The organism is Enterococcus casseliflavus (assembly GCF_029215545.1).
Classification (GTDB): Bacteria; Bacillota; Bacilli; order Lactobacillales; family Enterococcaceae; genus Enterococcus_D; species Enterococcus_D casseliflavus.
Map to the genome: position 1 here is coordinate 1868749 of NZ_CP119393.1, position 14681 is coordinate 1883429.

Below are 14681 nucleotides of genomic sequence, written 5' to 3' on the forward strand. Positions count from 1 at the left end.
CCTGCCTTGGTATACAGCTATAAATGAAATCAATACTGAGGAATTAAACGCCCTTCACAAACCTCTTTTTGAATAGCAAGAATTTTTTCTTTATCTACGCTTTTTTGGAAGAATGCTTTCATAGACGTTTCTTCCGTATGGGTAATGATAACGGAAGTACTCATTTCTTGCTCCATTTCACTTCCTTCTAATGGAACAGCATAGAGCCCTTGATGGTTTTTATCTCTAATTTCATCAAAATTCCAGATCCCAGCATCAATACTACCATTTTGTAAAGAAGATACGATTTGATGCCCTTGCATTTCAACAAATTCAACTTGTGTCTCATTAACGACTGCTTTCGTTAATAATTGTTGGTCAATGGAACTATAGTCAATAGCAATCTTCATCCCTTTTTCAATTGACTTTTTTTTCTTGTCCCTAAATAGCAACACATGCTCACTAAGATAAGTATGTTGTCCAAAGTCCAATGTGATTTCAATCGGTTCTCCATTTTTTATTGCTTGATTTGCCGCAAATTTTGAAACAATTGCAAAACGATACGTTTTATTCAAGATTGATCGAACACGCTCTTTTGATCCTCGAATATATGCAAGATTTAATTTAATTTTATTTTCTTTGAAGGCTTCATATATTCCTGTTGCTAATCCCTCATATAGACGTGAATATGGTAAGGTCATTGTACCGAGAATCGTATCTGATAACGCATATTCTTGCAAAATATTATAATTAATTTCTTCTATAAATGTACCCATGTGACCGTGACTTTTAACTTTTATTGCATCAATCTCTTTTAAAAAACTCCAAGCATTTTGAACAGTCCCTCTGGCTACTTTATATTTCTTTTGATATTCCGTAACACTCTGAACTCGATCGCCCTTTTTCTTTTGTAAAAGATCTGATGCTAAGTAGTTAACTATGATTCCTTTTTTCTTTAAAAATTCTTCTCCCATAGACTCACACCTCTTTTTCAACAACATCCATTGCCTGTTTTAAAATCCGCATGATCGTGTCTGCACCTGATCGATTGGGATTTATACGAATCATGAATTGTTCAGCATCTGGATCAGCTGCTCTAAATGTGCCAGAAACCCGATAGACAAGTGGAGAGAACTCATATTTTGATTCTGCTCCTACTGGATTGGGTAAGGCACCAAAACTTGTAGCTTGTTCAATGACTTTTTTTGCAATTGGCTTTTTTAATTTGACGACAATTACCTTCGACTGAGCATTGATTAGAAATGCTTTTTCAATCCCTCCAATTTCTTGTTGATTGATTCGACCACAAACCTCTTCACTTACTTTTGCTGATATAGCCAATGAGACCGGTGCATAGATCAATCCTTTTAAAACGTCTATTGCTTCATGACCTTGAACCTGCCCACCACCAGAATAGTTGTCATTCTTCAGGCGTTGAATCGCTTTTTTTTCACCAACAATACAACCAATACCTTCAGGACCAAGCAATTTGAACGTAGAGAAACAAGATAGATTGGCACCGAATTCGGAACCTAACCCCTTAGTTTTTAGAGCCGAATAATTATCATCAGTAATGATCTGGATAGTTTTATCAAACGCTCGGATAAAGGCAATCAATGATTTTAAATCATAGGAATCATCAAATTTTTGTCTTGTTACTTGAATCAATATTCCGTCTACTTTATTATTTAAAAGTTTTTCTTTGACTTCCTCGAGATGATTATAATCAGCAAAAATTGTTTTTAATCCTAACATCTCAATCGATACTTTTGACGTAGGATAGATTGGTGCATCATGAACCATTAAAGTTTTGTTAGTTCCTAAAAGAGAATATAATGCTAACCTGATGGCATTCGTACCAGAACCGCGTACAAGCATCGCAGCCTCAGCATTAAAAAAATCTGCCAAAACCTTTTCAACTTTTTGAGTAGTCCTCGGCTGATTTAACCCTTTTACAACACCAAGATCCCCTCGTGTTAGAATTTCTTCACCTGAGAAGTTTCTGGTTATAGCATCTACAAAGCGAAACTGCATTTGAGTCGCTTCTTCTATCGACAAACTTTCTAAAGGGAATGTCTCCATAATTTCGCTCCTAATTCATAAATATTCTTGGATTATCTCGTAGCATTTTATCGATAAAATTCTCAGATAAACCATTTTCAAGTGCAAGTGGAACAAATGTATCCAATAAATAAGAATACCCTATTCCACCTCGATATGCTAAATTTGACTTTCGAGTAATATCCATTGAAAGAAATACTTTGTCTTGATAACCACGTTTTTCAATCTCTTTTAGCATCTCTATTCTTAGCAGATCTGGTTGATAGTTCTCTTTTCCAATCGTGTCAAATTCTACATATACCCCTTGATCTAACATTCTTAAAATATAATCACTATTACCGGTCAAATCCACGTGTCCAATCACCACTTTATTTAAATCAGCCCCATGCTCTTTAAAAAAGTTTACTTGTTCATGGCCAAAGGTTCCCAATGTTGTGTGAGTCGATATAGGAACATTACAATGTTTTTGAGTGAGGACAGCAGCGATAAATATTTTTCTTTCTCGTTCAGTCATATGGTTTTTACTTGTCCCTATTTCACCGATAAGTTGTGCTTTGATACTGGTTTCCGCAATTCCATTTTCTATCTCATTTACCATAAAATCAGTCAACTCTTCAATCGTAGCTGACGTCACAAATTCGGGTAAAAATTTATCTTGGTAAAATCCTGTTGCTTGGACAATATTGATTTTAGATAGCTCAGATACTTGCTGAACATATTTGGGATTTCTTCTCATGTCCATATTTGTCAGGTCTACTATATTACGAACTCCCTTAGTATACAATTTTTTGTATTCTGAAACAGTCTCATCAAAACAATTTAAGTTCGTATCATCATCTTTCTTCAAACGTGAAAGATCGATCGTAGTATGTTCGTGCATATAAGTTATACCGTCTAACAACATCACTTCAATCCTCCTAGTTTGCAACTATTGGTGCGAATAATCCCAATAAATACAAAATGTTGACAATAACGCCTAAACTGATTGCAGCAATAGGACCCACGGCTAATTCTACGACTGGCTTTTTCGCTTTTCTATTCAAAAGCATCAAACCGATGACCCAGAAAAAACCTATTCCTGGTGCAATTTGCTCAGATGCCATCGCTCCCCCAATTAAAAGAGCAACTTCTAATACTTTATTCATAGCTGTACGAATATGTTCACCCATTTCGCGTATGCCTGGAAATTTGTCAAGGGCTTTTGCCATTAAGGTCAACAATTGTACTTCAACAAACATTAGCAGTGCACCCACTAGAAAAGCAACAAGAGGATTACCATTCAATAAGATTCCTGCGACAAATACAAAAGTCGTGCCAGCTGGGCTATACACACCTGTAACGATTGCAGTTGAAAAAACTAAGGGAATGAAGCCAATTCCGCGAGCAAAAGCAGCTAATGCAGCTTCACTCATTTTTCCTTCTGAAAGCAAATTTAATGAAATAGGATCACCTGCAATAATCATCAAACTTGTTGATGCCGCCACTAAGCCCCCTGTAACGGATAACCATAACCAGTTCTTCTTAATACGATTCACACGTTCTAAAAATACACTTACAAGGCTCTCATTTGAGTTACTACCATCGCTTTTCACTTGAATGGCATAAACAATCATGAAGAGCATCCCAACAAGTAAGGACATTCCTTCTGCACTAAGTGTTAATGTCGCGCCATTTCCTAAATCAAATGTACCAAAACGTTTTACAACAAACAATGTTAAAAGCGTAGCGCTGAATGAAATCGCACCTTTTTTGAATCCATGTTGACTAGCGATTGCAATCGCTGGAAAAATACTAAAACCAATAACTACAGGAGCACCTACTTGCGAAAGTGAGTCCATAAAGTTCACCGGCATCATTGCAAAGAGATCAACAACCGCTTGGAGCCCAATAACTAATCCAACACCATAAATAGCTCCTACACTAGCAGCAACAATAACTCCGATTTTGCCTTCCGGTGCCCAAGATCCGATAATATCTGTCATTAATAATACACTATGGACTAATAGAATAGATGCACCTATTGAAACAGGAATGCCAAATCCAATGACTAATCCAAAACTTAAAGCAAAACTTGTCGCTGCAATTTCTTTCTTACCAATTTTTCCTTCTAAAAATTCCGGAATGATTGGCCTTAATCCGTCATTAAAAACAGCGATTCCCTTATTTGCTAACACTGCACAAAGTCCCCCTAAAAGTGCAATAGCAATTAATTCAACAATTTTCGACGATTCCATCTCTTTTCCCCCAAATTATATAATCTATTGTTTTTTTAGTTCGTCCATAATGATAGGTACTACTGCTTCTTTATGCTGAGCGGTAAATCCAAAAGCTTTTTTTCCTGAACTGACATGTTCTCTTATTTCAGATTCCGGCATCACTTTTCCAGGCATAGAAACAGTTACACAGTTATCATGGCCTAATAAAGCTAATGCCATTGCCAGAGCACCCCCACCACCAGTATTACATGCCCCAATGTAATAGTCAGCTTGTTTATTTTTGACTGCCATCGCAGCATCTAAATCACTTTTGATAACAATCTCGAACTGATCATCACCAAACGTTTCGACTAATGCTTTCACCTCGTCCTTATCGATTTGACCGCCGATAACTATTTTTTTCATCAAAATTTCCTCCTTATGAATGTACATTTTTTTGTATATTGATAAATAATCAATAATTACAAATTGATTGTAACCGGAGACACAATCAATTGCAAGCCCTTTCTAAAAATCATTTGAATGAAAGTTTGTTTCAACTCTGCCCTTTTTTAAAACTGTTTTATGAAAAACCTACTTCGCTTAGCGTATATTCACACCAAAAAAAGTAGGTTTCTTTGTTCCTCTTAGTCACTTATTCCTATATTTCTATTCTCGAATTTTTTGGGGCAGTATAATTTTGACTATTGTGTTGTCGTAGTTTTTATTTGCAACTAGAAACAAAATGCAACTTTATAAATAAAAAAATGTAAAGAGGTCTATTCGCATCTTTAAAAGTACTTATTTCAATAGCTTAAGGCTGCTCTGATTTTTCTTGCTAACTTTTCATCCGTCAGCGCTTTTTTAGTATTTGAAAGCAACATAACTCTTGATTCAGTGGGATCCATAATATATTTTCTCTCCCACTGATCTTGATCTGGATCATCGCCAATGATGCGAATGTAAGACAACAGACTTTTGATCATCTCTTTTGTCAATGTTAGGTTGGTATAGCCATCATTTTCATAAAAATCATACCATGTATCACTAGGATTTTCCTTCAGTATTTGAATTAGTTGATGGATTTCTTCTAACGCATCGAAAACTTTTACAAATACAAAGACCATTTCTTCCCGATCAATCATCTGATAAGCGTCTAACAAATGGAGCAGTGCTTTTAATGTTTTGCATTGAACGGCTACTGAGAGGTAAATATCATTAAAAAAGCGAGCATTTTGTGCATGTTTATCCTGAAGGGATAATGTAATCTGCTGGCATCTCAGCAATAGATTCTCCCAGGCTGCTATCTTTTCTCCTACCATAGAGAAAATTTCTGTGACTTGCTCCTTGTTTTTCCGATCACCCGTCAACCATTCTATCCTCGGAATTTTTGTTTCTTGCTTGAGCCAGGATTGAATAATTTTTCGAATCAAATAACAGGCAAACTCGTCCCCAGCGGTTTGATCCTCATGTGTTCCATAGCGAATAATCGCTTCAAAGTAAGCTTCATAGACAGCTTGGATCTCTTCTTGCTGATTTTGATAATATTGTGTTACATGCTCTGAAATTATCTCTTGATTGGTTCGTAACTGATAATCTGCTCGCCAGAAATTCGCTATTTCTTGTAAGAACAAAATATGCGGTTTTATGTTGCCTGTATTGACTAAGACAAACTTATCCATCTTGACTTCTCTAACCGCCATTAACTCTCTAGAAACAAATTCTGGGCTATTAGGCAAGATCGTCAAGAAATTAGATGCTTGTAAATCATGAAAGGCAACGTGATAATAGATTCCTCTTGATTGATTTGGTTTTGATGTGTTTGTTAGCACCTCATCTCGTGGATCGTGATTTTCTTGTCTACGAGAAACCATTTTGCCATAACCATTATCCGCCCAAATCTCAATCACATCATCTGGAAGCTCAAGTAAGCCAAGATTAAATAATTCCGTCATCTCCCCATAAATGTTCATTGAACATACTGCATGAGGATCGACTTCTTTAACCATATGATATTGCAGATGGACGATTTCGTTGATCACTGCTGCTTTTTCCGCTGCTGACCACTGTCGATCAAGATCTTCTGCCCAAAAAGGACAATCTCCTTGTCCGCGAAAACCAAGTGTGTAGATAACCTTGGTACCTTTTTGCTCGTGTATGGCTTTTTTCCATAATTCCTGAAACAACGCAAAATGTTCCTCGTATGAAGCCTTCAAACCAGGATACCTTCTAGCAAACATCTCAGCGCCTAGTGGCTCGGCATGATGATGTGTATAGATCAACCCCATCGCTTGCGCACTTTCTCGATGTCTATGACTGTTCTTATCTGTTCCAGGAATGATGACATTTCCGCCTAAACGTAACAATGTTTCATAAAGACGTTCCCATACATATTCATTCGAACCATTATCTTCCCATTGATCCAGCAGCAACTCATCATTGACGAACCAGCCCCGATAGTCCGTTGCAAAATCAGGCAATGTTAAGTCAAAACCTGTCCATTCAATAAATGGCTTTTTTATTTGGGGAATCTCCATGAAATACCAAAAGGGTTGAACACCTAAAATTTTTTGAGAGATTTCAAGAACCCCATACATTAATCCTAACGGTGTTTCAGCACACACTTTTACTTTATCTGGCGATACGAAAAGTATATGAAAAGCATCCGTTTCATTTTTTCCATCAAGTAAAACCAATTCAATTTCATTTGCCTTCCTCGTGTCTGTCACAACGGTTAAAATGTCACGCTGCAAGATCTTGCAAGCATGTCCAATCACTTCATTTTTCAACTGTTTTGACGTGGCAGAAGTATTTTTCGAAATGAAAAATGTTGTTTCCATGTAATCCCCCGTTTCATCTTTTTCTTTCATTATTTTAACTCTAATGAGAATCCAACTACTGTACTGTAACTAATATTCTATCTATAACTTGATAGTCAATTCGCTCTTAGAAAAAATAGGACCACATTCTAAAAATCATTCTAATAATCCCCATTTAAACACTTTGAGATCGTTTACAAGTATAGAATAAACGAAACCTTTCCCCAAAAAAATAGAGAAAATCGATGAAAAAATTAAAAAAACAGACTATTTTCGTATTGTGGTTTTAATCGTCTTCTTTTAAGTAAACACGTCTCTCATAGATAGATTACTTTAATTCAATCAATAATTTCGTCCTTCCCATTACTAGATTGGCGATACAAGTTAGCTAAAATTTCCCTCGCTTAGCACCTTCATCCTGATATAATGAAGTAAATCAACGACAAGGAGCCATAGCATGTCAAAAATAATTATTTCTGGAAGTATCGCTTTTCAAAAGGATTTTGAAGAACTGACGAATACACTTACTGAAAATGGTCATCAGGTGATCAATTATCCAAAAGCCACGGACGATCTTTCTACTCAGTTTCCAACCTTATTCGTAGACTTTTATAAAGACATAGAAAAAGCGAAGATTTTTTATTTGTATAACAAAGAAAAAAATGGCATCTGTGGTTATATCGGTGCAGCTGGTTTTGCGGAAGCAACCTTTGCTTTGACTCGAAAACTACTTTACGGACAGAAGATCCAATTGTTTTTGCATGAGGAACCGAGTGAAAAAGTAGCTTGTTCTGAAGAGATTGGGCTGTGGAAAGAGAATGGTTGGATCACAGTTAAAAATCTAAACACGTTTTTGGATTGAGAAAAAAATACTTTTTATATGAAAGCTGGAGGTAGTCTGATGAAAAAGCTTATATTGATCAGTGGTACGATGGGAATTGGTAAATCAACTATAACTGAAGAACTATCCAAACAAACAAAGCAGTCTGTTTACCTTGACGGGGATTGGTGCTGGATGATGAATCCGTTTATCGTCAATGAATAAACTAAGGATATGGTGATCAACAATAGCCATTTTCTGTTAAACTCTTTTATCAATAACTCTATGATCAACGTCATTTATTTTTGCTGGGTTATGGATGAGCAAAAAATTGTGGATCGAGTCTTGAACGGCATCGCATTGGAAGATATTGACGTGCAACACTTCTCATTAATTGCCTCGCCAGAAAAATTGCAGAAAAACTTTGAAGGAGATATAACCACCGGGAAACGAACACTATCTGATTTACAGCGTTCACTGGATAGGTTACCAAAATATACTGAATTGCGTTCAAGAAAAATTGATATTTCCCATTACTCTGTTGCGGAGACCGTTTCAAAAATAAGAAAAATAATTTTAGCATCTTCTTAAATATTCCTTCAATTAGTAAATTTTGGCCCATGTTTTTTAACGCAACTATTATCAGAGAGCTACTTCTTGTGACTGACACAAATAAGCCCACACTCATAAGAGCATGGGCTTATTGAGATCATTGTCAATTCTAAATCTTCAATTGAAATCTGGCTTTTATCAGTTCAGATTTCAATTGCTGAATAATGGTGACAATTTCTTATTATTCTTCAATTACATATACTTCTCAACTTCATCAATTTCTTTTTGTAGTGCTTTTTCATCGTACTTTTCATACTTACCGGCTTCGTGTGCGATCTTTTTGATTTCATGAATCGCTTTTTTCTCAACGATCCACTTCTTCATACTATGTTTTTTTGCGTCTGCATCTAGTGTGTCTAATTCAGCTAAATTTTCATCTAACTTATCAAGAACCTCTGCAATCTTTACCAATGCTTTTGCTTCCTTTTCTTCATAGTTTGTCATAGATATCACTCCTTAAGTATTTGATATATTTATCTTACTGCTGTAATTAAATATTTTCAAATTAAATGTACTGTGTATCACAAAGTTTTATCTTATTCTCACTGAATAGATAAAAGCTATATTTTTTTTGCAATATTCTATTCATTTTACATTTATTTTTATCCTTAAAGATGTATCATAAGAGAAATATCGATTATATAAAAAATGCCTTAGTGAAACATCAAACATTCGGTGTATCGTTTGCAATAAAAACATCTAGTTTTTTACCTTCTTATGGTTGCAGCAGAATTTTACCGATACTTTTTCCAGATTCTAAATAATCATGGGCAGCTTTTCCGTCAGCTAATGAAAAAATGGTTGGTTGACTGATTTTCATTTGATCCTTGCTAAAGTAGTCAAACAATCGAGAGCTTCTTCTCTCCCGCTCTTGAAAACTTGTCAAGTAATCCCAGAGATCTCCTGTCAAAATACTTTTTGATTTAGATAGCAAGGGAATAAAGTCGATCGCTGGCGGATTTCCGCCGGCCATGCCAAAAAAGACAACCTTCCCTCTATTTTTGAGCAAGTCGACACTTTCGGCTAATGTATGCCCAATGCCATCATAAACGGTATCAAAGAAAGAAGTGTAGGTATCTTGCCATTCTGTATTTCTTAAAAAAACTTGTTTTGCGCCTTGGTCTAAAGCCAGTTGCCGCTTTTCTTCCGTAGAAGTGACGCCATAAACTTCTAGACCATCTGCGGTTAATAATTGCGATAAAATTTGTCCGACGCCACCACTTATCCCATGGACGAAGACCTTACTATGATTCACATTATTGCCAAGATCATGAGCTAAAAAATCAGCTGTCAACCCTTGCAGACCAATACTGGCTGCTAATTTAGGTGGTATACCTGATGGGATACGGATGGCATTTTCCTCAGGAACAGCCACCAATTCTGCATTAGCAAAAGGAACATCCACAAAAAGAATCGTTTCCCCTAGCTGAAACTTGGAGACAGATGTTCCTTTTTGAATAATCCTCCCTACCCCTTCATAGCCATTAATAAGAGGCTCTCGGGATTCAATATGATAGGTGCCCTTTCTCCGATAAATATCAGCATAATTCAACCCAATATACACCATTTCTACCAATAGCTCATTTTCATGAATGATGGGATCCGGCAAATCCCCATATGTTAAAACAGTTGAATCACCGAATTCATTAAAATACAACGCCTTCATGCGCAAATCATCTCCGATCTTCAATCTATCAAAAGCCACGCATCAATCGATTGAAACTATCTACTAAACAACCGACGAATGTCCCTTCGGTCATTTTATATTTTTCCTTTTATTAAAAAAAGCACCTTCTCTCGAAGGTACTTTCATTTTATTCCTCTTACTGACATCCGTCAAAACAGATTATTTCTTCGGTTCGTCCTCATCCATCTTCAGAACTGCCATGAAGGCTTCTTATATCATTCTGGTATTTAATAGTATTTATACGTCCTCCTTATTCCCTGTTCGTCCTTGATATAATTATATTCATCAATCCCCTATATTCTAAACAATGCCTATACTGCATTAAGAATGTTTATCAATACTTGTCAGATGGGCGGAATATTGGCGAAGAAAATGAAAAATGCATTCAAATATCTAAATTTTATAATTCTGTTCGCTTTACAAAGAGAACAAACGTTCGTATTCTTTTTCGTAAGGAGTGATAATTATGGGAATGATTAAACCTTATGAGGATCGAAAAAAATTAAAGTGGATAGGATTCTTCTTGTCTGAACATACAACCGATATTGATAGAGTTGACAAAGAGTTAGCTTATGTATGCCCACCTAAACCAGAAATGGATGAAGAAGAAGTAGGAAAGTTTCTTCAGGATGCGCTTATGAAACACAAAAAGTTAGCGATACAACTAAATTACACTCAGTTAGGGAAATTCATGCCTGATATAACTGGATTTCTGTCTGGTCATAATAATTTGGGAATCTATATCGGATCCACCCTCATAGAATATGGTGAAATTCGAAATATAGATTTCTATTCTGAGAAAAAGTGGTTTGATGTGTGATGAATATCATCAGCCAATACGAGCAAGGCTATTTATCCTATTCCGAGTTTATAAATGAATTTCCTGACTCTATTTCTGAATCACAGGAAGCTTTATTCGGCGCAAAATGTGTCGCGTTTTATGTTGCTGTCACTTTAGGTAAAACGGATTGTCGCTATTATTTACAAGCTTACGGAGGCGATTGTTATGAAAACGATGAAAGGCTATGTATCGAAGATACGTGTGTTGAAGATGAGCAAGACCCCTTTGATGCTGTTCTCGCTTGATGGAGTGAATTGTTTGATTGCAGCGCATAGTTTAAACTTCCTAGCCGATGTGGATGAGGGAATGCAAATTGTGGTTGTTGGTGAGTATAATGATCGCAAACAGTTTGTTGTGAAGAAGTATACTGTCATTGGCAAAACGAAGATCATGATTGAATTTGAAAATATCAATGTTCGATACGCGTATTACTTTTCCTATTAAGTAAATTACTATATGATTATTATGATGACGGAACATAGTTCCACTTGCACGGCATATGAGAATATGCTGTGCTTTTTTTGCAAAAAAACCACTCCCGGGGAGGAGTGGCACAATTAGATAAAAAAGTTTTTTTATATGGTAAATTAATTATATGAGCGATCTAAAATTTATTCAAACCTTCTGCTCAAAAATAACCCACCCTCAAGGAGAGTGGGCCTGAAAAAAGATATAAAATGAAATAGCCCCGGTCAAGGCTATGATTCCATTTTACAAAGTAATATTTTTTATTTCAACAAAAAAGCCTCCCTAGTTATGATAGAGTGGATCAAAATAAGTAAAACAATGAAAAATTAAATTGGTTAGTTATTTACATACTATAGCCTTATTTGGATACAATTACCCTTTTTTAAGATTTTCTTTTTTCAGACTTTTTTAAATAAATTTCTGATATACTGAAAAAAAGAAAAGAGGACCGTCATGAGAAAAATTTTAGGTGGACTATTGCTAATATTAGTTTTAAGTGGCTGTGCATCAGCCAGTAAAAACTCTGATTCGAATAATATCGATGAAGTTCATTTTAAAGTTATGAACGGAAGTATCTATCAATTTGAAGATATAAATAAGAAAAGTTTGGATCAAGAAATAATTTCAAAGGTTCAAGATATGATATCCGAACTAGAGCTTACAGATAAGAACAAAGTAAAAGATTATGATGGACTTGTTGGAGCTAATACTTATGCGCTAGATTTATCTGAAAATGACAAGATAATTACTAGCTATACTTTTTATGGAAATTTTGTCACAGTAAAAACCGATGATGCAGAAAGCATCTATGAGTTGGATAATATGAAAGATGCAGAAAATCTTATTAATTTTTTACAAAAGATCTAGCGGTTAACTAAGTATTTTTACAAGCCCGCCGAAGCGGGCTATGTATTTATATAAACCAACCATCTCCATAGAGGAGTAACATAATTAAATAAAAAAATTTTTTTAATGAATATTGTTTTTCACATTTCATGCTGGTCAAAAAAAGCTGTATACTTCTCCAAAAGTTTAAAATCCTGCTCAAGATTTTTTCTAATTATTATCTTATCTCTTAAAAATGACTTACGAGATGTACGTGCTATCTTGTGATAAACATCATTTTTTATTAAATAGTCTAATTCTTCATTAATTGTCTCGAGGTTGCTTTGATCAGACGAAGATTGAAAATAGCGTATCGAATTGTATTCTAGGTGTCTTGCGCTGTTAATTACTTTTCTATAATGTAGTTTATCAACTTTCATAGAATCACCTCTAATACAAATCTACATCATTCTTAACTTTCTATCAATATGTTTAATTAATAAAATACTAATTTTAATACAATAATTAATATAAGTGGTCAAATTTTTAGAGCTTAGAGTATATATAAGAGATTTCTAATCAATAATATCTATTACGTTGAAATAATGATAAAATAAAAAAGAAGAGTGTTAGGCGCACTTCCCCAAGTTTTCACCGCCTAACTACTCTTCATAAAGTATTGCACGCACCTACTAATTTATAGTATAAACTTATTTACTGCAAGTAAAATGAATATGATCTATGTACAAGCCCGCCGAAGCGGGCTATTTTTTATGCTTCTGTTGCTACTTTGCGGAGATACGCAACTTGAACTGGATCTGTGTGAATCCAAGTGTTATAGCCTGCTTTTTCCATCATCGCTTGGATTTTCTTCAAGTCGTCTTCTGTTTTCACATGAGTAAATTTGTTTCCTGTCAAAAAGTAAACTTTCGGATCATTTTGATTTCTAAATAGTAACATGGTTTCTCCTACTTTCTTTGGTTGAATTTGTGGTGTGTTTGCTTGTGTGTTGTTGCTTGTATTGCTGAAAACTGCGTTCTTGAATCGTTCGAATTCGCTTGTTTTTGCCACCCAAGGAGCTGGACAGTTTTTGCCTGTTACATCAAAGTGGCGCCATATCTTCTCTCTCGTAATATGTGGATAAATGGCAATCAATTCTTTGACTGCCTTCACAGCATTTTGGAATGTCTTTTCCGTAATGTTTCCATTCTTGTCTAGGCACATTTCAACACCGATCGTTGAATAGTTGGCGTTGCCTATCTTAGAATACAGCGGACGATAGCGTGAACCATCTGCATTGTATTTGCTGATTTCGTTAGCGTGATATGCAACTTCATTCAAGGGAATGATACAGAGTGCTTCAATATCATCTATAAACAGTTGAGCAGAAGCATAGATTCCTTTTAGATTATTAAAATAGTTCTTGTGATTGCGTGCGGTGCCACCATTGTTGGCGGTGTAGTGCATAACGATACCATCAATACCGTTATTCCTGATACCTGGTCTTGAGTACTCATTAATATTGATATACTCGTATTTGATGAAACTCATATCGATCATCCTCTCTAAAAAAAGAAGCAGCCGATCGGCTACTCCTTCTTGTCGGTAAACTCTTGTCCGTCACCATAATCTGATTTTTGTTCATCTTGATACTGGCTGCTAGCGATATTTAAGAACACACCAGCTAAAGTTGCAGCAGCAGTGATCGTTCCAACAATAATTTCTGTCGAGAAGCCATATAAACCACCTAGAGTTACGATAAACGCCGTGATACCTGGCACCCCAACGGTTAAAACTTTTTTTGCTAAATCATATTGCTTGTTCGTCAATTTCATATTATTTCCCTCTTTCTTTCCATAAAGACTTTAATTGTTCCCCATGCTCAATCAATCGATCATTGTGTTTATCCAAGCGCTCATCATGTCGCTTTAATTCATCATGAATTGCTACACGATCTGATTTACTTGCTTCTAAATCTCTGGTTAATAAATCAAGATTATGAGCGAGTTTGGTCAGATTATCTGCAATCTTTGTAAAGTTAGACATTACTGGTTTGATTACAAATGCCAGCATTCCCACGATCGTCATAATCCAACCTGCCCAAGTTGCTAGCTCTCCTACATTTAACATAATCCACCTGCTTTCCAATAAAATTAAAAGAGCAACCTATTCTGGTTGCTCTTGTTCTATCATTTGTAACATTTTTGCTTTGACTGCTTCATTTACGAAGCTGAGATCTAAATCCTCTTTCCCTAACGTCACTTCAGACTGAAAAGACATGTCTTTCTTCTTACTCGACACTGAAACCGAATAACCAGAAACATTGCCCGCATTGTCATAAATAAACGAGATTGATGAAATAACCATCTGTTTC

The 14681-nt window shown here is 35.6% G+C and carries 20 protein-coding genes; 7 read left to right on the forward strand and 13 right to left on the reverse strand.

The genetic code is table 11. The annotated features are described in order from the left end of the window. Positions 1 to 29: 29 nt before the first annotated feature. From yhfZ to P0G38_RS09115, 6 genes are all read right to left on the reverse strand, one after another. Positions 30 to 953, reverse strand: a complete 924-nt coding sequence (gene yhfZ / locus P0G38_RS09090; protein WP_086295318.1) for a GntR family transcriptional regulator YhfZ — start codon at positions 951 to 953, stop codon at positions 30 to 32. Positions 954 to 957: 4 nt separating this feature from the next. Next, positions 958 to 2061 carry an aminotransferase class V-fold PLP-dependent enzyme gene (locus P0G38_RS09095; protein WP_086295316.1) on the reverse strand — a complete coding sequence of 368 codons (1104 nt, stop codon included), beginning with the start codon at positions 2059 to 2061 and terminating at the stop codon, positions 958 to 960. A gap of 10 nt (positions 2062 to 2071) precedes the next feature. Continuing rightward, a complete protein-coding gene (locus tag P0G38_RS09100; RefSeq protein WP_086295315.1) occupies positions 2072 to 2944 on the reverse strand; it encodes a phosphotriesterase family protein in 873 nt (290 codons plus the stop codon). A gap of 13 nt (positions 2945 to 2957) precedes the next feature. Beyond that, a complete protein-coding gene (locus P0G38_RS09105) occupies positions 2958 to 4274 on the reverse strand; it encodes a YhfT family protein (RefSeq protein WP_086292346.1) in 1317 nt (438 codons plus the stop codon). A 24-nt stretch (positions 4275 to 4298) separates the two neighbouring features. Then, positions 4299 to 4661 (reverse strand): DUF2620 domain-containing protein, encoded by a 363-nt coding sequence (locus P0G38_RS09110; protein ID WP_074535920.1) that lies wholly within the window; start codon positions 4659 to 4661, stop codon positions 4299 to 4301. Between the two features lie 380 nt (positions 4662 to 5041). Next, positions 5042 to 7075 (reverse strand): glycosyl hydrolase 115 family protein, encoded by a 2034-nt coding sequence (locus P0G38_RS09115; RefSeq protein ID WP_420842490.1) that lies wholly within the window; start codon positions 7073 to 7075, stop codon positions 5042 to 5044. 436 nt (positions 7076 to 7511) lie between these two features. Between P0G38_RS09115 and P0G38_RS09120 the strand changes: the two genes are divergently transcribed. The 3 genes from P0G38_RS09120 (at position 7512) to P0G38_RS09130 (ending at position 8465) form a co-directional block, all read left to right on the forward strand. After that, positions 7512 to 7916 (forward strand): hypothetical protein, encoded by a 405-nt coding sequence (locus tag P0G38_RS09120; RefSeq protein ID WP_275850292.1) that lies wholly within the window; start codon positions 7512 to 7514, stop codon positions 7914 to 7916. A 39-nt stretch (positions 7917 to 7955) separates the two neighbouring features. Beyond that, a complete protein-coding gene (locus tag P0G38_RS09125; protein WP_275850293.1) occupies positions 7956 to 8099 on the forward strand; it encodes a DEAD/DEAH box helicase family protein in 144 nt (47 codons plus the stop codon). 108 nt (positions 8100 to 8207) lie between these two features. Then, on the forward strand, positions 8208 to 8465 hold the full coding sequence (locus P0G38_RS09130) for a hypothetical protein (protein WP_139152382.1): 258 nt from the start codon (positions 8208 to 8210) through the stop codon (positions 8463 to 8465). A gap of 213 nt (positions 8466 to 8678) precedes the next feature. Here P0G38_RS09130 and P0G38_RS09135 read toward each other — a convergent pair whose 3' ends face one another. Both P0G38_RS09135 and P0G38_RS09140 read right to left on the reverse strand, forming a co-directional pair. After that, the gene (locus P0G38_RS09135) at positions 8679 to 8930 is read right to left on the reverse strand and encodes a hypothetical protein (RefSeq protein WP_015509648.1); all 252 of its coding nucleotides are present in this window, start codon (positions 8928 to 8930) and stop codon (positions 8679 to 8681) included. 271 nt (positions 8931 to 9201) lie between these two features. Continuing rightward, entirely contained in the window at positions 9202 to 10152 is a 951-nt protein-coding gene (locus P0G38_RS09140; protein WP_087627482.1) for a zinc-binding dehydrogenase, read from the reverse strand. Between the two features lie 487 nt (positions 10153 to 10639). On the opposite strand from P0G38_RS09140, the gene P0G38_RS09145 reads away from it, so the two are divergent. The 4 genes from P0G38_RS09145 (at position 10640) to P0G38_RS09160 (ending at position 12349) form a co-directional block, all read left to right on the forward strand. Continuing rightward, a complete protein-coding gene (locus P0G38_RS09145) occupies positions 10640 to 10993 on the forward strand; it encodes a hypothetical protein (RefSeq protein ID WP_275850294.1) in 354 nt (117 codons plus the stop codon). Then, positions 10993 to 11259, forward strand: coding sequence for a hypothetical protein (locus P0G38_RS09150; RefSeq protein ID WP_121261409.1), 267 nt, complete (start codon positions 10993 to 10995; stop codon positions 11257 to 11259). Before P0G38_RS09145 ends, P0G38_RS09150 begins: the two co-directional genes overlap by 1 nt. Beyond that, positions 11180 to 11458, forward strand: coding sequence for a hypothetical protein (locus P0G38_RS09155; RefSeq protein WP_275850295.1), 279 nt, complete (start codon positions 11180 to 11182; stop codon positions 11456 to 11458). The genes P0G38_RS09150 and P0G38_RS09155 overlap by 80 nt, the downstream gene beginning before the upstream one ends. Positions 11459 to 11935: 477 nt before the next feature. Further along, positions 11936 to 12349 carry a hypothetical protein gene (locus P0G38_RS09160; RefSeq protein ID WP_074536836.1) on the forward strand — a complete coding sequence of 138 codons (414 nt, stop codon included), beginning with the start codon at positions 11936 to 11938 and terminating at the stop codon, positions 12347 to 12349. A 119-nt stretch (positions 12350 to 12468) separates the two neighbouring features. On the opposite strand, the gene P0G38_RS09165 is transcribed toward P0G38_RS09160, so the two are convergent. The 5 genes from P0G38_RS09165 to P0G38_RS09185 form a co-directional block, all read right to left on the reverse strand. Beyond that, a complete protein-coding gene (locus P0G38_RS09165; protein ID WP_142967367.1) occupies positions 12469 to 12747 on the reverse strand; it encodes a hypothetical protein in 279 nt (92 codons plus the stop codon). Between the two features lie 331 nt (positions 12748 to 13078). Next, entirely contained in the window at positions 13079 to 13858 is a 780-nt protein-coding gene (locus tag P0G38_RS09170; RefSeq protein WP_275850296.1) for a peptidoglycan recognition protein family protein, read from the reverse strand. A 38-nt stretch (positions 13859 to 13896) separates the two neighbouring features. Next, on the reverse strand, positions 13897 to 14142 hold the full coding sequence (locus P0G38_RS09175) for a phage holin (RefSeq protein WP_010749286.1): 246 nt from the start codon (positions 14140 to 14142) through the stop codon (positions 13897 to 13899). A 1-nt stretch (position 14143) separates the two neighbouring features. After that, on the reverse strand, positions 14144 to 14437 hold the full coding sequence (locus P0G38_RS09180; RefSeq protein WP_010749285.1) for a hypothetical protein: 294 nt from the start codon (positions 14435 to 14437) through the stop codon (positions 14144 to 14146). 36 nt (positions 14438 to 14473) lie between these two features. Then, positions 14474 to 14674 carry a hypothetical protein gene (locus tag P0G38_RS09185; protein WP_142967726.1) on the reverse strand — a complete coding sequence of 67 codons (201 nt, stop codon included), beginning with the start codon at positions 14672 to 14674 and terminating at the stop codon, positions 14474 to 14476. Positions 14675 to 14681: the final 7 nt, after the last annotated feature.

Bases quoted from the DNA above. Each gene is read 5' to 3' on its own strand.
- P0G38_RS09135 (WP_015509648.1), bottom strand. From the start codon at position 8,930: ATGACAAACTATGAAGAAAAGGAAGCAAAAGCATTGGTAAAGATTGCA.
- P0G38_RS09165 (WP_142967367.1), bottom strand. From the start codon at position 12,747: ATGAAAGTTGATAAACTACATTATAGAAAAGTAATTAACAGCGCAAGA.
- P0G38_RS09115 (WP_420842490.1), bottom strand. From the start codon at position 7,075: ATGGAAACAACATTTTTCATTTCGAAAAATACTTCTGCCACGTCAAAA.
- P0G38_RS09145 (WP_275850294.1), top strand. From the start codon at position 10,640: ATGGGAATGATTAAACCTTATGAGGATCGAAAAAAATTAAAGTGGATA.
- P0G38_RS09160 (WP_074536836.1), top strand. From the start codon at position 11,936: ATGAGAAAAATTTTAGGTGGACTATTGCTAATATTAGTTTTAAGTGGC.
- P0G38_RS09105 (WP_086292346.1), bottom strand. From the start codon at position 4,274: ATGGAATCGTCGAAAATTGTTGAATTAATTGCTATTGCACTTTTAGGG.
- P0G38_RS09185 (WP_142967726.1), bottom strand. From the start codon at position 14,674: ATGGTTATTTCATCAATCTCGTTTATTTATGACAATGCGGGCAATGTT.
- P0G38_RS09095 (WP_086295316.1), bottom strand. From the start codon at position 2,061: ATGGAGACATTCCCTTTAGAAAGTTTGTCGATAGAAGAAGCGACTCAA.
- P0G38_RS09100 (WP_086295315.1), bottom strand. From the start codon at position 2,944: ATGTTGTTAGACGGTATAACTTATATGCACGAACATACTACGATCGAT.
- P0G38_RS09110 (WP_074535920.1), bottom strand. From the start codon at position 4,661: ATGAAAAAAATAGTTATCGGCGGTCAAATCGATAAGGACGAGGTGAAA.
- P0G38_RS09120 (WP_275850292.1), top strand. From the start codon at position 7,512: ATGTCAAAAATAATTATTTCTGGAAGTATCGCTTTTCAAAAGGATTTT.
- P0G38_RS09180 (WP_010749285.1), bottom strand. From the start codon at position 14,437: ATGTTAAATGTAGGAGAGCTAGCAACTTGGGCAGGTTGGATTATGACG.
- P0G38_RS09140 (WP_087627482.1), bottom strand. From the start codon at position 10,152: ATGAAGGCGTTGTATTTTAATGAATTCGGTGATTCAACTGTTTTAACA.
- P0G38_RS09170 (WP_275850296.1), bottom strand. From the start codon at position 13,858: ATGAGTTTCATCAAATACGAGTATATCAATATTAATGAGTACTCAAGA.
- P0G38_RS09125 (WP_275850293.1), top strand. From the start codon at position 7,956: ATGAAAAAGCTTATATTGATCAGTGGTACGATGGGAATTGGTAAATCA.
- P0G38_RS09155 (WP_275850295.1), top strand. From the start codon at position 11,180: ATGAAAACGATGAAAGGCTATGTATCGAAGATACGTGTGTTGAAGATG.
- P0G38_RS09175 (WP_010749286.1), bottom strand. From the start codon at position 14,142: ATGAAATTGACGAACAAGCAATATGATTTAGCAAAAAAAGTTTTAACC.
- yhfZ (WP_086295318.1), bottom strand. From the start codon at position 953: ATGGGAGAAGAATTTTTAAAGAAAAAAGGAATCATAGTTAACTACTTA.
- P0G38_RS09150 (WP_121261409.1), top strand. From the start codon at position 10,993: ATGAATATCATCAGCCAATACGAGCAAGGCTATTTATCCTATTCCGAG.